General features: G+C 32.7%; 15 protein-coding genes. 2 read left to right on the forward strand and 13 right to left on the reverse strand.

The annotated features are described in order from the left end of the window. Nucleotides 1-99 precede the first annotated feature (99 nt). Nucleotides 100-390 carry a DUF4834 family protein gene (locus tag KFE94_03240; GenBank protein ID UTW67146.1) on the reverse strand — a complete coding sequence of 97 codons (291 nt, stop codon included), beginning with the start codon at nucleotides 388-390 and terminating at the stop codon, nucleotides 100-102. Between the two features lie 20 nt (nucleotides 391-410). Beyond that, complete coding sequence (gene carB / locus KFE94_03245; protein UTW67147.1) at nucleotides 411-3,227, reverse strand: carbamoyl-phosphate synthase large subunit; 2,817 nt, start codon at nucleotides 3,225-3,227, stop codon at nucleotides 411-413. Between the two features lie 183 nt (nucleotides 3,228-3,410). On the opposite strand from carB, the gene KFE94_03250 reads away from it, so the two are divergent. After that, entirely contained in the window at nucleotides 3,411-4,238 is an 828-nt protein-coding gene (locus tag KFE94_03250; GenBank protein ID UTW67148.1) for an alpha/beta hydrolase, read from the forward strand. A gap of 53 nt (nucleotides 4,239-4,291) precedes the next feature. Here the strand turns inward: KFE94_03250 and rpmH are convergent, their stop codons facing one another. Then, nucleotides 4,292-4,450 (reverse strand): 50S ribosomal protein L34, encoded by a 159-nt coding sequence (gene rpmH / locus KFE94_03255; protein ID UTW67149.1) that lies wholly within the window; start codon nucleotides 4,448-4,450, stop codon nucleotides 4,292-4,294. Nucleotides 4,451-4,850: 400 nt separating this feature from the next. Between rpmH and KFE94_03260 the strand changes: the two genes are divergently transcribed. Then, nucleotides 4,851-6,542: an ATP-binding cassette domain-containing protein gene (locus KFE94_03260; protein UTW67150.1), complete on the forward strand. Its 1,692-nt coding sequence runs from the start codon at nucleotides 4,851-4,853 to the stop codon at nucleotides 6,540-6,542. 18 nt (nucleotides 6,543-6,560) lie between these two features. Here KFE94_03260 and KFE94_03265 read toward each other — a convergent pair whose 3' ends face one another. The 10 genes from KFE94_03265 to KFE94_03310 all read right to left on the reverse strand — a co-directional run bounded on the left by KFE94_03265 (nucleotide 6,561) and on the right by KFE94_03310 (nucleotide 18,287). Beyond that, complete coding sequence (locus KFE94_03265; protein ID UTW67151.1) at nucleotides 6,561-7,919, reverse strand: exopolysaccharide biosynthesis polyprenyl glycosylphosphotransferase; 1,359 nt, start codon at nucleotides 7,917-7,919, stop codon at nucleotides 6,561-6,563. 102 nt (nucleotides 7,920-8,021) lie between these two features. Beyond that, entirely contained in the window at nucleotides 8,022-9,875 is a 1,854-nt protein-coding gene (locus KFE94_03270) for a hypothetical protein (protein ID UTW67152.1), read from the reverse strand. Continuing rightward, complete coding sequence (locus KFE94_03275; protein ID UTW67153.1) at nucleotides 9,868-10,947, reverse strand: DUF1972 domain-containing protein; 1,080 nt, start codon at nucleotides 10,945-10,947, stop codon at nucleotides 9,868-9,870. The genes KFE94_03270 and KFE94_03275 overlap by 8 nt, the downstream gene beginning before the upstream one ends. Continuing rightward, complete coding sequence (locus KFE94_03280; GenBank protein ID UTW67154.1) at nucleotides 10,944-12,023, reverse strand: glycosyltransferase family 4 protein; 1,080 nt, start codon at nucleotides 12,021-12,023, stop codon at nucleotides 10,944-10,946. Before KFE94_03280 ends, KFE94_03275 begins: the two co-directional genes overlap by 4 nt. A gap of 112 nt (nucleotides 12,024-12,135) precedes the next feature. Beyond that, nucleotides 12,136-13,278 carry a hypothetical protein gene (locus KFE94_03285; GenBank protein ID UTW67155.1) on the reverse strand — a complete coding sequence of 381 codons (1,143 nt, stop codon included), beginning with the start codon at nucleotides 13,276-13,278 and terminating at the stop codon, nucleotides 12,136-12,138. A 56-nt stretch (nucleotides 13,279-13,334) separates the two neighbouring features. After that, nucleotides 13,335-14,696 (reverse strand): hypothetical protein, encoded by a 1,362-nt coding sequence (locus KFE94_03290; protein ID UTW67156.1) that lies wholly within the window; start codon nucleotides 14,694-14,696, stop codon nucleotides 13,335-13,337. Between the two features lie 42 nt (nucleotides 14,697-14,738). Further along, nucleotides 14,739-15,401, reverse strand: coding sequence for a hypothetical protein (locus tag KFE94_03295; GenBank protein UTW67157.1), 663 nt, complete (start codon nucleotides 15,399-15,401; stop codon nucleotides 14,739-14,741). A 2-nt stretch (nucleotides 15,402-15,403) separates the two neighbouring features. After that, nucleotides 15,404-16,627, reverse strand: a complete 1,224-nt coding sequence (locus KFE94_03300) for a hypothetical protein (protein UTW67158.1) — start codon at nucleotides 16,625-16,627, stop codon at nucleotides 15,404-15,406. 297 nt (nucleotides 16,628-16,924) lie between these two features. Continuing rightward, nucleotides 16,925-17,635 carry a PIG-L family deacetylase gene (locus tag KFE94_03305; protein ID UTW67159.1) on the reverse strand — a complete coding sequence of 237 codons (711 nt, stop codon included), beginning with the start codon at nucleotides 17,633-17,635 and terminating at the stop codon, nucleotides 16,925-16,927. Beyond that, nucleotides 17,613-18,287 carry a methionyl-tRNA formyltransferase gene (locus tag KFE94_03310; GenBank protein UTW67160.1) on the reverse strand — a complete coding sequence of 225 codons (675 nt, stop codon included), beginning with the start codon at nucleotides 18,285-18,287 and terminating at the stop codon, nucleotides 17,613-17,615. Before KFE94_03310 ends, KFE94_03305 begins: the two co-directional genes overlap by 23 nt.

Genomic DNA, 18,287 nt, shown 5'->3' on the forward strand with positions numbered 1-18,287 from the left:
TTGTGCCTGCAAAATACAGAATATAGGTTGATTTTTTACTTATTTAATTTAGATTAATACAAAACAAAAAAGCACTCTCAAATTTGAGAGTGCTTTTGATTATTCTACTTCTTCAAAATCCACATAATCACCTATATCATCAAAGGATTTTGTTGGTGACTTCTGCGATTTTGTCTTTTTGATTGATACTTTACCATCATCCGAAACTCTTTCTTCATTCGCGTTTCGAAATCCAGAAGTATCAAATCCCTGATTACGTAAATTTTCCTGAGCCTTCTTACTCAAATACCCCATAAAGTTTTTTAGTACCCATGGGAGCACATACCTTCCAATTAATCTAAATCCCCAATAAATGGCTAAGATGATCAGAAGTGTTCTTGCAAAATTCACCAATTCAGCATGTTGTTCCACTATCTACTTAAATATAAGTTTCTTTCAGAATATACTTTCTTAAAGAATGGATCTCTTAAGTGCTTGATAAAACGAATTGCTTCACCTGTAGATTTCATCTCTGGACCTAATTCTTTATTCACATTCGGAAATTTATCGAAAGAGAACACTGGAATCTTAATCGCGTATCCTTCTAATTGCGGATTGTAATCCAAATCCTTTACTGTCATCTCTCCTAACATTACTTTGGTTGCCCAATTCACATATGGTTGCTTGTAAGCTTTTGCAATGAAAGGTACCGTTCTAGATGCTCTTGGATTGGCCTCAATTACATAAACCGTATTATCCTTAATAGCAAATTGAATATTTAACAACCCTTTTGTTTTTAATGCAACTCCAATTTTATGTGAATAATCTTTGATAGTCTCAATGATTTCTTCACTTAAATCAAATGGAGGCAACACCGCATATGAATCACCAGAGTGGATACCAGCTGGCTCGATGTGTTCCATTACTCCAATAACTAGGTTATCTTCTCCATCGCAAATTGAATCAGATTCTGCTTCAATAGCATTTTCTAAAAAGTGATCCAGCAAGATACGGTTACCGGGTAAATCTTTTAAGATATTAACTACATGGTGCTCTAGCTCCTGCTCATTAATTACAATCTTCATAGACTGACCTCCTAATACGTAACTAGGACGTACAAGTAACGGGAAACCCAATTCTTTTGATAATTCAATAGCTTCTTCAGCACTATCAACAGCCCCATACTTTGGATAAGGAATCCCAAGTTCTTTCAAAGTATCTGAAAAACGTTCTCTGTCCTCAGCCATATCTAATGCCTCAGCCGAAGTGCCAAGAATCTTAATTCCGTAACGTGTTAACTTATCTGCCAATTTCAATGCAGTTTGTCCACCTAACTGAACAATTACACCTTCTGGTTTTTCATGCTCAATAATCTCATAAATATGCTCCCAGAATACTGGCTCAAAGTATAATTTGTCTGCTGTGCTAAAATCTGTACTAACCGTTTCTGGATTACAGTTAATCATGATAGCTTCGTAACCTGCTTGTTGGGCAGCATACACCCCATGAACACATGAATAATCAAACTCAATCCCCTGACCAATTCTATTCGGTCCAGAACCTAAAATAATTACTTTTTTCTTATCGCTTACAACCGATTCGTTTTCCGAATCGTATGCAGAGTAGAAATAAGGAGTTTCAGCTGGGAACTCAGCCGCACATGTATCCACCATTTTAAATACACGGTTAATACCCATTTCCTTACGCTTATTGTATACCTCGCTTTCTAAACAACGTAATACATGCGCAATTTGTCTATCCGCATAGCCTCTTTCCTTCGCATCTCTTAACAAACTTTCTGGAATATTACCTAAATGGTATTTTTCCATTTCATTTTCAATAGAAATCAACTCATCAATCTGGTGTAAGAACCAAGGATCAATTTTAGTAATTTCATGAATCGTGCTAAAAGGTATTCCCAGTTTAATAGCATCATACAAGTGGAATAATCTATCCCATGATGGTTTACCTAAACTAGCTAAAATTTTATCTTGATCGCGTAATTCTTTTCCATCAGCGCCAATACCGTTACGGTTAATTTCCAGCGACTGACAGGCTTTTTGAATAGCTTCTTGGAAATTACGTCCAATTCCCATTACCTCTCCTACAGACTTCATCTGTAATCCAAGTTGTCTATCAGAACCTTTAAACTTGTTAAAATTCCAACGTGGGATTTTTACAATAACGTAATCCAATGTTGGCTCGAATAAAGCCGAAGTATTTTTAGTAATTTGATTGTCCAGCTCATCTAAGTTGTATCCAATAGCCAATTTCGAGGCAATTTTTGCAATTGGATATCCCGTAGCTTTAGAAGCCAAAGCAGAAGACCTAGATACACGTGGATTAATTTCAATGGCAATAATCTCCTCTTTCGGATCTGGCGAAACCGCAAATTGAACATTACAACCTCCAGCAAAATCACCAATAGATCGCATCATCTTAATGGCCATGTCACGCATTTTTTGGAAAGTCGTATCCGACAACGTTAATGCAGGTGCAACAGTAATTGAATCTCCAGTATGGATTCCCATTGGATCCATATTCTCAATAGAACAAATAATAACGACATTGTCGTTATCATCTCTCAATAACTCCAGCTCATATTCTTTCCAACCTAAAACAGCCTTGTCAATCATCACCTCATGAATAGGTGAAATATGAAGTCCTTTGTCTAATAGACTATCAAACTCTTCCTCTTCATGCACAATTGCCGCTCCCGCACCACCTAAAGTAAAAGACGCTCTAACACATAACGGAAAACCAAACTCTTGAGCAATTGACTTTCCTTCCAAAAATGATTTAGCTGCCTTCTGAGGAGCCATCGGAATATCAATCTCAGTCATTAGATCTCTAAAGGCTTCCCTGTTCTCTGTGATTTCAATAGCATCAATATCAACACCAATCATTTTTACACCATAATCTTTCCAAAGATCCATCTCATCACATTCAATACAAAGATTCAATGCAGTTTGACCACCCATCGTAGGTAGAACTGCATCAATTTGGCGCTCAGATAAAATTTTCTTAATAGACTCAGGTGTAAGAGGCAACAGATACACATGATCCGCTGTTACGGGATCTGTCATAATTGTTGCAGGATTAGAATTAATCAAAGTTACTTCAATCCCCTCTTCCTTAAGTGATCTAGCTGCTTGAGAACCAGAATAATCAAACTCACAAGCCTGACCAATAACGATTGGTCCACTTCCTATAATCAATACCGACTTTATACTTTTATCTTTAGGCATACTTATAAAATAATGATGTCAAAATAATTCGCGCAAAAGTACACTATCGGAATAGTGGATACAAAATTGAAGTATGGTTTTTACTTATGGTTAAATAGTTATTTTGAACGAGATTTCAACAGTTTTGTATCATCCCTATATTCAAATCAACTATCTCATTATTTAAATATATTTTCGTAATCTATGATTAAATCTGATTTTCATACGTATCAGAACCTTTCACTTGAGTATTATAAGTTTGGATCTGGAACTATCCCTCTTTTAGCTTTTCACGGTTTCGGAAGACATGCCAAAGATTTTGAAGCATTCGTTTCAACTTTTGGAAAAAAGTATACCATCTATGCTTTTAACCTTTTTCATCATGGTGCCAGCAAATATCCAGATCATAGAATTGAAAAAGATACACTTACCAAAGACGAGTTTAAATTATTGTTTTCTTCATTTCTGGATAAAAAACCCTTCAATAAAACTGCAATTATGGGGTACAGCCTGGGAGGAAAAATTGCATTAATGTTTACAGAGATTTTCCCAGAACAAGTTGAGTCTTTATGGCTATTCGCTCCCGATGGTGTAAAAATGAATCCCTGGTATTTTATTGCAAGTAAAACCCAAGTGGGAAGAAGTATATACAAGTACTTTCTACATCAACCCCAACTCTTTTTTTTCATGGTAAATTCTCTTCATAATACGAAACTTATCAATGATAAGATCAAAAAATTTGCTCTAAAGAATATGGATTCCAAAGAGAAAAGAGAACTGGTCTACAAAGTATGGCTAACCTTCAAGGATACAAACCCTAATATTAAGCTATGTGTGCGCAACATACTTAAAAATAAAATTCCTGTTTATCAATTCTATGGAAAAAATGATAAAGTCATTCCTCCAACTATAGGGCAAAAGTTTAGCAAACGACTTAAACAAGAACAGAATTTTCATATGCTACAATCCGGACATCAATTGATAACGGATAAAACCTCAAAATACATTGCAGAACTAAGAATTATAAAATAAAAAAGCCATTCGATATCGAATGGCTTGAAATCTTTTATGAAAAGAATGACCTATTAACGCTTGTGTCTAGGCTCATCTGATACTGAAATTCTTTTTCTTCCCTTAGCTCTTCTACGTGCTAAAACTCTACGTCCATCCTTAGATGACATACGCTCGCGAAATCCGTGCTTATTCTTACGCTTTCTTTGTGAAGGTTGAAATGTTCTTTTCATAACTTATATTTTTAATTTGTCTTCCTCTTTCGACAAATTCTTATTGTTCAAAATTTTGGACTGCAAATGTACTGTAATATATTTTTTCTGCAAGATAATTTTCAAAAAAAATCAATTCATTAAAAACAATATCCTAAGTCGCATTCTAACAATAATATAAAACAGAAATTTCAAACTACAATTCGAGTTTTATATCACTCCAATAGTTTATAACTAATATGACAATTTCCTAACGATCGAATCGTCCAAACATCACTACATTTGCCACCCTAAAAAAAAGCTTGTGTTTTCTCCTAGAAATAAAAAAGAAAAAAAGATAAAACTTCAAAAAGGAGCCTGGAAAAAGGCCTTTCAAATATTTAAATACTTCAGTCCTTATAAATTAAAATTTGGGATTGGAATGTTAATATTAGTTGTTTCCAGTTCTCTATCTATGCTCTTCCCTGCGCTAGTAGGTAAACTTATTGATGCGGTTAATGGTCAACCAGTCGACTATCTGGGCTATACTTTCAATGGAATTAATTCTTTGGCCATCGCTCTTTTTATTCTATTTGGTATTCAAGCCGTTTTTGCTTTTTTTAGAATCTATCTGTTTAATGATGTCACTGAACGCGTTTTAATGACTATTCGAAAAGATACTTATCATCACCTACTAACCTTACCCATGACATACTTCAATAGCAAAAGAATTGGAGATCTTAATAGTAGAATTTCTAATGACATTGCCCAAATTCAAGAAACGTTTACTATAGTCATTGCAGAACTTATTCGCCAGGCTTTAACCCTTATTATAGGTATTACCGCACTTACATTATACTCCCATAAGCTCACATTAATAATGCTAGGGACTTTACCTGTGGTAATTATTATAGCCGTGATTATAGGCAAAAAGGTAAAACAATATTCAAAAAACACTCAAAATAAAATTTCAGAATCTAATGTCATAGTAGAAGAGACCCTGACTGCTATTCAAAGTGTAAAGGCTTTTGCTAATGAATACTTCGAAATAAACAGGTATACGAAAAAGGTTGAGGAGGTGAGAAATATTGCTATGAAAGGTGTTTACGCCCGAGGCTTTATGAGTAGCTTCATCATTTTTGCCATTTTTGGGGCTTTTATTCTTGTTATTTGGAGAGCTGCTGTATTAATGGAGGCTGGCGAAATGTCTAACGGAGACCTAACCACCTTCTTATTCTACACTGTATTCGTAGGCGCATCTATCGGTGGATCTGCTGATTTATACTCAAGACTACAAAAGGGTGTAGGAGCCACAGAGGATTTACTTAAAATTTTTGAAGAAAAACCAGAAGCTATAATCACTACTGATAAACTTCAGAAGATTCCTAATCTTAAAGGTGAAATTGAATTTCAAAACGTAAACTTCCATTACCCAAACAGAAGTAATATTGAAGTCCTTAGAAATATTTCATTTAAAGCAAATCAAGGTGAACGCATAGCCTTAGTCGGGCAATCCGGAGCAGGAAAATCAACTCTGGTTTCACTTATTCTAAGATTTTTCAATCCTCAAACAGGGAGTATCAAGCTAGACACAAAAAACATAGCTGAGTATGAATTATCACCTTTAAGAAACGAGATGGCAATAGTTCCTCAGGAAGTAATACTTTTCGGTGGGAGTATTCAGGAAAATATCGCATATGGTAAACCGGATGCCTCTTTAGAAGAAATAAAAGCTGCAGCTCAAAAAGCCAACGCTTTAGAATTTATAGAATCTTTTCCAGATGGATTTGACACATTAGTTGGTGAAAGAGGGATTCAGTTATCTGGAGGGCAAAGACAAAGAATAGCTATTGCGCGTGCAGTGCTTAAAAATCCAACTATTCTTATTTTAGATGAAGCAACCTCATCTTTGGATAGTGAATCTGAAAAACTGGTACAGGAAGCCTTGGATCAATTAATGAAAAACAGAACATCTATTGTTGTAGCTCATAGGTTATCCACAATCAGAAAGGCAGACCAGATTTTGGTTCTCAAAAATGGAGAAATCATAGAACGAGGTACCCATGAAGAACTCATTAAAATTGAAAATGGGAATTATAGAAACCTTAACGAGCTACAGGTAAAAACAGAGTAAAGCACTAAAAGACATATATTAATATGCCTTCTCTTCTCCTCTGACACCATTTACCAATGTATCGTAAATGATTTTAATATCCAGAAAGAAGTTCCAATTCTCTATGTAAAAACGATCAAGGGTAATTCTACCTTTAATATCTTGTTTTGTTTTAGTTTCCCCTCTATATCCCATGGTTTGAGCTAAACCAGTAATACCTGGCTTCACAAAATGACGTAACATATATCTATCTACAACATTAGAAAACTCTTCAGTATGTTTCACCATATGCGGTCTTGGACCAACAACTGACATATCTCCTAAAAGCACATTAATAAACTGAGGTAACTCGTCAATACTGGTTTTACGAATAAAAGCACCAATCTTCGTTATTCTGGCATCCCCTTTTGAAGCTTGTAAGCTATTAGCGTTTTTATTCACAGTCATTGATCTAAACTTAAAACAATCAAATTCTTTATTATTAATTCCTGACCTTTTTTGTTTAAAAATAACAGGACCTTTCGACTCCAGTTTAATTAATAATGCCATTAACGGCATAAGCCACGATAACACAAAAACAATAACAAATAATGAAAAAATAATGTCAAAACCTCTTTTAACCTGAGCATTCATCCAATCATCAAGGGCTATTTCGCGATAAACCAAAACTGGTTGATATCCTACATAATCCAATTTCAAATTACTCGCAAAAAGTCCAGAAAAATTAGGCACCACACGAATCTTGATTAGATTATTGTCAGCATAATCAACAATCTTATTAAATTCGTCCGATGAAAACTGTTTTGCTGAAATGAAGACCACATCAATCTTTTTATCCTTAAGCACTTGAACAAACTTATCAAACTGGTAATCAGTATTATTCAACACTCCTTTCAAATGATATCCTAAATCATTCCCTTTAAATAAGTTCCTTTCCAAGTTTTTTGTATCAGGAGTATTTCCCAGAATTAAAACGTTTCTATAGTTATGCCCCAAGCTTCGATATCTCTTAATCATCACGATTTCGACAATGCGAATCAACATAACAAACCCCAAGAACAAACCATGAAAAAATAAGTAAAATGAGTGACTATAATTTGCTCCTAATACAAATGATTGCAACATGACATTTATTCCTAGATATATAATTCCAAGTCTTGTAATATCATGTAAGATTTTGGGGGTTCTCGAATATCTCTTTAATCTATAATTTCTTATTAAATAAAGAGAAACAGTCCAAGCTAAAAGTGATACAAGTAAACTTTTAGTAAGCAACTGATAATTAAAATATGAAAGCGCTGCATGCCAGATTATTTCAAGAATAATCACATCCAATAACACTTGAAGTGGAAATAGTAATTTAGAGTATCTCATGGGCAGTAATGTTTTTAAGGTCAAATGCAAATTTAACCATAATTCAGTTTGTTAGGCTTTGTTTGATAATTTTTAGTTTGTTGGAAGTATAGACGAAGTTTTAATTGATAGGGTTGGCTTGGAATGTTATTTTTTGCGTTCCTGCATTAAATATATTTGAAATACAACCATTGGAAAAAATACAAAGGAGATAATCCCTTTCGACCGCAGCAACAAAGATTCCGAAAACATTATGGTTAAAAGCATCAAAAAAACTGCAAACATCAAATGATTTTTTCTTCTAATTGCAAATGAACATAATTGGAATAAAACAAAAATCAAAAACAAAAAACCTCCAATCCCTGTTTCAATCAGAGTCTGAATGTATTGATTATGGAAATTGTACACATAGAATCCTCCTCTCTCGTCCGAACTCTTTCCCTTATATAATTCATAAAAATCATATCTTTCATCTAATAAGGGTTGACCATTATTAACTCCTACTCCTAAAATGGAATTAAATTCAGAACTTTGCTCTATTTCCCAAAAACACCGTAACTGAAATATTCTAAGGCTTAGTCCATTCCATGGATATACGGGTCCAAACTTTTCATTGTATAATGCTTCTTTTGCTCCTTTCAAGTCCAAAATATCTAGATATCTGGATTGCAACTTTTTCGAAGACGAGAGAACCAAAACAATCATAATTAATACAACGCTCAACATACCCAGCATTCTCTTCATACCTCTTAATTTATTCTTAGCCTTAGACGCAAGAAGCACGATAGTTGAAATTATCAATGCAAACGAAATCATTTTCGAACTCAACAATACTATATATATAAACAATAGTATAATAATTAAAAACGCCCCTATATCAGACATTTCATATCGTAATGTACTGATATTAATCAATAGAACCATAGCATATAACAAAGCAATATATATGGCATTTGCCCCACCAAATGGTTCTAGCAAAGTATGATAATAAAACTCTTCAGAATTTAAAGTTGTACTATACCTAAGAGTAGCCAGAAAAATGCTAAATAATGCAAATAGGATATAAGATAAAGCTACATATCTGAAGACTTTTTTAAAATCAAAATTATTCAATGGCTGTGATAACCAAATTGGTAGTAACACCAGAGGAAACAATCTTCCTAACATTATTAATGAATTAAGTTTATCTATACTCCATATAAATGAAATAGAGGAATAAATAAACAGCATTATAAATGATCCAAATTGTAGCGCTCTAATTTCCCGTTTTTTTATCCATAAATCATAAATAAGAAACAGACCAATAATTATTAAAACTTTACTTGACCAATGTTCATTGAAAAGCAATGAAACACTTACCAGATAAATCAAAACCTCATCCCTATGTATCCTATTTCGAAAGTCATTATTTAAATACGAGTCAATGGTTATTGTTAGTAAATATGATATCAATATTGTTATACTAATCAATAAAGCAATTTCTACCCAATTTATTTTATAAAAATAGAGTACTGGAACCCTATATTTATACTTTTCTCCCTTAGAATCATTAAATGAATAAGCTCTTAAATCACTATCTCGCCCCCTTTTATTTCCTACAAAATTGTTCAAAGGTAATTGTATCTTTTGACCATTAAACAACATCTCCATACGTTTAATAAACGTATGAGGGTCTCCCATTTTAGAACTATTTAAAATAAAATACTTTGGTATTGAATCTGAAACAAATCCAAATATCATCTTGTTATTAGATAAATTGGACACTTTATAAGTGTCTTCAGAAAAAACGATGCTATCTCTAACGTCAGCTATAGACATTGTAATTAAATCAGGAAAAGCTTGAATACTATCCTCAAATTCAATTTTTAATGCAATTTTATTTTGCTTATAGATAGGAACATTATAATAATTAAACTCTTGTAGAACTGAAGAAAATACAGCTAATAGGGTAAATAGCAAAAAAGCCCCAAAAAAGACAATTATTTTAATGTTTTTATTCATCCAATAATGACAAATATTCTTTATTTATTTTTTGCCAGGAAAACTTCTTTAGAACTATCAAGTGTGCCCGTTTAACCATATCTGTGTAATCCACCTTATTACGCTCCTTGATCAAATTAGAAACATCTGTTTCATTTGAAAAGTAAAAACCATTTTCCTCTAATATGGATCTATTAAAAACATTATCGTGTGCACATATTAACGTATCTGAGACCATTGCTTCTAGCAAAGACGGGTTTGTTCCACCAACACTATGTCCATGAAAATACAAATTAGAGTTTTTTCTTAATGAGTTTAATTTGCCCATATCATAAACACCACCTAAAAATAGAATATTAGAGTATTCTTTAAACTTATTAACCAAATACTTACCGAACCCATTATCCGTTTTACCTACCACTACAAATTTTGTCTTCATCTTAGAACGCACAAAACCATCTAATATTACTTCAATGTTATTCTCAGGTTCCATACGCGCGATCAACAAATCATAATTGTCTTTTTGCAACTGATAATCAGCCAATACGGAATCATTAAATGTATTCTTAGGATTTACTCCGTACGCAATATATTTAGAATTTACATTATACTTCTCTTTAAGGTATTCCTGAATTCCAATAGAATCTGCTATAAGTATATCACTATTATCAACAGCTAATTTCTCAGCATACATCAAGAATTTCTGAACCATCTTGTTGTATTTTGATCGCTTCCACTCCAACCCATCCATATTGGTAATAATCTTTGCTCCTTTGGGCAAAAGTTTACTCCAAATAGAGCTACTGGTATATCCCAACTGGAAAATCACATCAAAATTCCTCGATCTACTATCCAGAATGCAATTTAGGTCGTAAATAAATTGCCCAGACGTTCCGATTCGGTTTTCCGGATCGGTTTGGTGAATTAAATTGATATCATTCCAAATACTTTTCTGATATGGATGCAAAGACGAACAGTATACATAAGTTTCATGGTTATTCTCAACCAGATACTTCCCAAAAAACTCTGCAAACTGTTCAAAACCTCCATGATAATTTGGGATTCCTCTCGTACCTAAAATTGCAACTCTCATTCTTTCTGTCCTTCTAATCTCTTTTCGTATTCTTTAGCTGCATATTCCCAATTATATGCGCTTAATATTTCATTTCTAATTTTATCAAAAGGGTAAATATCATCTGATATTGCCTTTAAGATCAACTCTTCAAATTCTAATTGATTATCAGGATCATAATGATACTTAAAAAAATCAAACTCTTTCATTGCGGTCGCATTTGAACAAATCACCTTAACGTTCATTACAGCCGCCTCTAAGGGTGGAATCCCAAACCCTTCGGCCAAAGAAGGAAAAACAACTAATGCCGCCTTATTGTATTGTTTTACCAATTCATTTTCTGTTAGCCCTGAAACTGTAACCAATGAATCCTTTAAAGCACTTGCATTTTCTCGGACAAACTCATCATACTCAGAATAACGAAGGTCATACTTACCAATAAAAATAAGTTTATAACCCTTCTCATTTAATTTCAGATTAACAAAAGCCTTCAAAACAGAGACATGATTCTTTCTAGGTTCAATTCTACTTACATATAGAATATTTTTATTTCTTTTACCTTCATTCAGCCCCTTTAACGAAGCATTCACTGAATTAGGCGTTATTCCAATTCTCGAAATTGGTATATTATAATGTGTACTAATACTCTCTTGTGAATATTTAGAAACAGTCAATAATACATCCGCATTTACAGATGACCAATAAAATAATGGGCTTTTCACTAGTTTAAAAAGTAACGGAAAATATGCCTTAAACCTCTTTTCACGAAATAAAATATCATGATTTGTTACAATATATTTTCCAACCTTTATAATTGGTGATATATATTGAAAATGGCTATAATCAATTTTTCTTTTAAAAATAATATAGGGCAATTCAAAAATCAATCTAATATATTGATTTTTGAATTTAAATTTAATAAAATGTACATTCTCCAAATTGGGAAATTCTGAAGCCAAATTTGGAATATCATTCGCAACGAAAAAAAAATCCCAAGTTGGGTTTCTTTTAATTAATTCAGAGTATAAACCTTTTATATAAGTTCGGGTTCCTTGATACTTCCCGTCAAATATATGAGCATCAATTAATATTTTCATAGCGATTTTATGAGCTACAATAATAACTCGTAATAGTTATATTTTCTAATTCCGAAAAATTACTTTTCACCATCCATTAACTATTTCAATTAAACACTAATTCAAGATTATTTTACAGTTTCTTCCTACTCAAATCAAAATTGTCTTTAGCCAATATTTTATCAATTGATGAAGAAAAGGCCAATACCCAATAGCAGTAAAACAAAACACTTGAAGAATAACTTCCTGTAAATTGATAAATAAATATGAACCAAAATATAAGAAACCTAAAATCGGACTTTGAAACATTTGTAATTCTGTACAATACTATTTCGACCGCTAAAACTATTACCAGTCCAACATAACCGAATATTGTTAATATTTCCGTTAATACATTTGGTAAACCAAACTTAGAGGTGGGCGTTTGTGTATATGAATAAAAAGACCTAATTATTTCTTGGCCTAGTTCTCTAATTTGCCCCCAACCGACTCCAAATAAATAGCTTCCATGCTCTTTAAGGATTTTATTCGCTAGAAGCCAAGGTTCCGAAATTCTCCCTCTTGCAGAAGAATCATTCCCTGTTAGAATATTACCTAATCGTACAAACACTATGTTTTCCGGAAATAAAAATGATATTATTACAATAATGACAAATACCCCTAACATTAAATATCCTATTTGAGTTAATTTTTTTTTATCAATTCGATGCCTTGTCTTTTTTATAAACAGAATTAGTAAACTAAGAATTATTCCTCCCAATACTCCAAAAGATAAAGATGCAAACAAAGCTACTAAGAGAACCAATACTTTTGGTTTATCTCTTTTTACGATAAAGAAAAATAAAATAGGCGCAAAAGCCATAGAATAGTAGGATGGCTCAATTGTAAACAACCTAAAACGAGGTAATAGACCTACCCTACTAAATTTTGAAACCTCCCAGAACAAGTCCGCGTAACCAATTGATAAAGTCAAAATGGCCAGAATAAAAAACCAGGAATTAATTATTACAACTTTATCAAAAGTCCTAAGTACAATCTCCGGCTTTCTATTAACAGCATCATAAAACCAAATAACTTGGATTAATGTTAAGAAATGCAGCAGCATCGATCGATAATAATAATACCAACCTACATGATCATTAAAAAAATGAGCTATCAAGTATAATCCGCTTATCAAAACAAATCCTTTATATACTTTTCCATATTCATTAACTGACTGAAAAAAAAACAAAGGAGCTAATATTAATGTATATTGGATACCAAAAGGAAGACCCAAATTATTAATAAAGAGAAATATTAAAATAAATAAGGTTATATAATTAAACCGAATTATCATTTCAACCCAATTGTGTTTAAAAACGCCTCTGAGACTTTCTTAATATTAATATCTTCCATACATCTAGGGTCACTAATTGGGTCACTAATAATACCGGAATAGCTATTTTTTTTGATCCAATTTGAGTATTCAAGGTCAACTTCCTCTTTGTATTCTACAGAATCAATTAATGACTGCAAATTATTCTTAGGATCTCGAAGTAAAGTAAAATCAATATGTCTGCACATTGAAAGTCTATTAAAAAAGATTGGAATAAAAGTAAACGCAGGGGTTTTCATTAATGCTGCTTCATACGCAATCGTTCCGGAGATCGTAAAAACTGCTTTTGCTTTATCTATCAAGCTATATGAGTCTGCTCTATATTCTACAAATTCAACATTCTTTAAAGCCTGAATTCGATAATAAAAATCTAGATTTCGATCTCCAATGGCATTCGTATGTTCTTTTACAATCAAAAAAGTATCTTGTGGTAATATTCTCCAAATGTTTTTTATAATCTCAAACTGATTCTCAAAATACCTCCCAGTATTATCAATAGATGCTTCAGGTTGCTTATGTAATGTAAATAGAACAAAATCCTTCTTCAAAACGTCCTCTTCACGTTGTTCCTTGATAAACCAATGATACTTTTTCTTATTTACATAATAAGATAAAAAGCCAAACATAGCTCTCTTCAAACTATCTGGTTTTGTTGGATCATGACTTTCGTAAATTCTTTCACTAAAAAAGTACTTTGCCTTTTTAACAAAATAGGAAATTTTGGATTTTTCATCTAACAAGGTATCGTTTAATGCTAAATAACTTGGTTTTTTAGCCTTTAAAACTGACATATTCTTTTCATTTAATTCTGGATTCTGGCTTTCCAAAATTGAAGACTGAAATTCATCCTCAAAAAAAGCAAACCGGCCTCCTGGAATTCTTACGGTATGAGGAGATAAGAACTTACCTTTTAGCTCTTTATTTAAACTTAAAACCCGATGGGCCAAAATTTCATGAGCCCATGTTTGTTCCCCAAAAACAAAATCAATACTATTACCCTCAAAAAAGCTATAGTATTCCTGAGAAAGAATAGATAAATATTCTACTGCCCACTTTTCATACTTTAATACCCGATCACCCAGAAATAGTTCGTTTATCTTATATTTCCCAATATTTCCTTTATCTTCTTTTTTTGAAAGAATTGAAAATTTGTCAATGAACAACACACTGGATTTAGGATAATCAAGAATTAATTGATCATAGAGCAATTGATTCACAGTAATCCAATAAATATTACAATCCGTTAATTGCTTTGCAACCTGATCAAATAATTGAGACTTCCCGTAATTAGCCACAAAACATACATTCTTAACTTCCATTTCTTCGAATTTCACCATTCATAGATCAATGAGAACAACTCCTTACTTTACTTTTTCCAACTTGTGTGTTGAGTACACACCAGCAACCGAAATAGATTTATAGACAGTGGATAACGGACCTATAGAAACTTCATCACAAACAACTATACTCTTAGTAAACACACAGTTAGACCCAATAAAAATATTATTACCAAACTCCACCGTTCCAACTAACATATTTCTTTTGGTATCAAATCCATGTGTCCAAATTTCACTTCCATTCCCTCCAAACACCACATTGTTCCCAATTTTTATTTTTCGCACCACGTCAAAGTAATTACTTCTAAGAATACTGGAGCCTTCTCCAATGATTACATTTTGATCTTTGAACGACATTCCCGCAAACGCAAGTCCTTTTTTGGGGCCTCCCAAAAAATTCTTACTTGTAATTACTGAATTAACACCTAAAACAACTCGATTTAAACTCTTCAACCGATTTAGTTTAAAAATGGAAGATCCATTACTTAAAATTAGTTCTTCTACATTAATGTAATTCAAATATCCAATTCGTGCATTGCTTATTTTGACTTGGGAACACCTAAAAATATTCAACATTCCTATATGCGAATTATAATCCACTTCAAAACCTAACAACCCGCGATACAGGAATATTCGCACCTTATTGAAAGGTATAAATGCTATTATTACAGAAATAAGTAATTTCATAATTATACTAGTTTAAATTTCCTTTTTTTCAGAATAACTGCACTAAACGCAAAGGTCAAAAATGAACTAAGACCCATGGAAATTGTAACTTTTTCCAAAAAACCCACCCTCAACAAATTCAATAATAGAATAAATATCATCCCATTAAAAATAGCTAAATACAGTTTTATAATATTTTTTCCTTCACGACTATAATATAGTTCCAAATAGGAAGATATAGACCAAAAAAATGTAAACCCTATTATTAAAACAACATTTAAAATATCATACGTAATGTTGCTATATGTATAATACCCTCCTATTAAAACACTCACCCCGGACACCGAAAGAACCAATAAAAACAAATATTTCTTAAATAGATCTATTTTTATTTCCTTCTCGGCCCCAGAAACAAATATTTCTTTTGATAAAAATCCCAAAATTGCAGAATGGGTTAAAGTGATAAGCATGCTAAATCGTTGTGTCAGAGATAAAAATATTCCATCTTGCCCTTCTAAATTTTCAATTCCATTTATTTTACCGTAATTGGCCACATACATGATAATAAAAACTTGAAAAATAGTGGGCCACGAAAATACCACTGACCCTTTTATAGTTTCAATTAAGACATTCAACCTAATTTTAAAACCCATTAAACTCTTCCACAAAACACGCACAAAATACATAATGGAAAAAAGAATCTGACCTATAAATATTACCCATAACTCAAATTTTAAATGACCAAAGTAAAAGAAGATCAAAAGGCACAACGATACCAAATTGGAAGTTAACGTAATTAAAAGTGCTTTATGTGGATTATCAGTTATTCGATAATAAGAAGTTAGAAAAGTAAAAACCGAAATAAATAGGGATCTTGAAACGATAAAAATTATATAATCTTCAAATGGGAATATATAATAATGAATGGCTATTGCTAAAACACCTAGCAAAAATATGATGAAATAAATGTATTGAAAAGTCATTATTAGGCCTTGAATAACCTCCTTCCCATGACTTTTGTTTCTATATAGGTAAAAAAAATACCCACTCAACCCCATATCTAGAAATGGGACTATGACTGCCACAACTGAATAGATATATTCAATTTGAATATATATCAACTGCTCATCAAAAAAAGACAATACGGCTAAGGGCATTAAAAAAATAACAGCCTTATCTAAATAGCTAAGGGCCATAAAGCTCAAAAGCGACATATTATCTTTAAAGAGATTGATAATTCTACTCACTCAAACCATTTTATATGTTACTTAAACAGGTATAAAGTCCATTAATAATTGCTCAAAAACCAATTTATCTCAGCCTAATCGGCAATATTCACACAAGCTCCTTAACCCTAACACCTATTAATCTTATAGTTACAAATTGAATTGATCGCTGTGAATTTAAACTTTTCAAGACCATAAACTATATTGTTTCCAAAATCACTTTTTTGAAAAAGTTTATTTCTAAGCTCTATTACGAATGTTGGAAACATCATTCCATTCCAGACAATAATTACAAAATCTTTCTTTTCCATAGCTTTTCTAGATAATAGCCCTGACTAAATGTAACGCTTCAGCCAACCTTACCCCATTAGCCACGCCCCACATTTTTGCACGAATTTCAAGTGCCTCAGGTGATCTAGGATGGGGATATTCTCTTTTCTCAAATTCATATGCCTCCATAGCTGTGATTTTAGCATTTAAATCCTTTTGACCAATTTCGATAAATAGATTTGGAGTAAAGTGATGCGGATCAGTTGAAGCTCTCCATTCTGTTCCTGACATCGTTTCAAATGTAATTATTGTTTTAACCAATTCATGCTCCATTGGTCTACAGGCCGTAATTACAGCTTCAAAAGTTCTTTGATGATCAATATTTACATCGCCTCCATGATGTGTGAAAACTACTTCGGGTTGGAATTCTGCCTTCTCTTTTTCTATTACTTTAATGATATCAAGTAAAGCAACAGTATCAAAGCGATTATCCGGAAAGTCATAAATACCTACAGACTCATATCCAATTGCTTTCCTTGCTGTTTCAATGTTTTGACGATGTATATCTATTTCACTCTGCCATAGCTTTGGGTCGCGGTGATCAGACCTAGATGTAATCCCTTCACCTAAGATTATTGCTCTTACGGAACATTGAAATTCAGCTACTAACCTATGTACGGTTCCACCAATGCCCAATACCTCATCATCAGGGTGCGCTACTACGACAAATATCTTCTTATTTCTTAAAAATTCTAACATCTGATAAAATTGATTTATTTGATTTCAGAGAAGCTCGAGAAAATTCCATACGAAGATACTCAGTCTCTAAAAATGCTTTTGGATAACCTTCACAATCCAACATGCGTATATAATCAAACACCTCGTTTAACTCTTTTAATTCAGCTACATTTCCCTGATTGGGCTTCCGTCTTGAGAAAACAACAGGCTCACCCTCTTGGGGAATGGGCATAGGATTTAATTGAATAATTGTGTCTATCATTTTCGAGATTACCACAGCACCTCGAATAAAAATCTCCTCCGCTGTTCCAAACAACGATAATGGCGCTTTTAAATAAATAGCACCAGTATCAATTCCCTCTGAAACTTTAATAGCCGATATTTGAGTGTCTACATGACCTCGAACAATTAAATTCTGTAATGGACTCCCTCCTCTTCCATATGGAAGATCAGTCATGTGAAAAACAATACACTCAAATCTGTCAAATATTTCTGAAGGGATAATCTGAGACCAATGAGGAATAAATATTCTTTTTGGCTGAATTTCATATAATTTCTTCAAATGAAAGTCTTTTTCAGAAGAAATTCGAAACCAATTTTCATTCGCTCTTGCCGACAAGTTGTTAAATAAATCATCATGCCATGGCTTTGAAGTTAATAGAATATAATTCAT

The organism is bacterium SCSIO 12643, from assembly GCA_024398135.1.
Lineage (GTDB): Bacteria > Bacteroidota > Bacteroidia > Flavobacteriales_G > Salibacteraceae > CAJXZP01.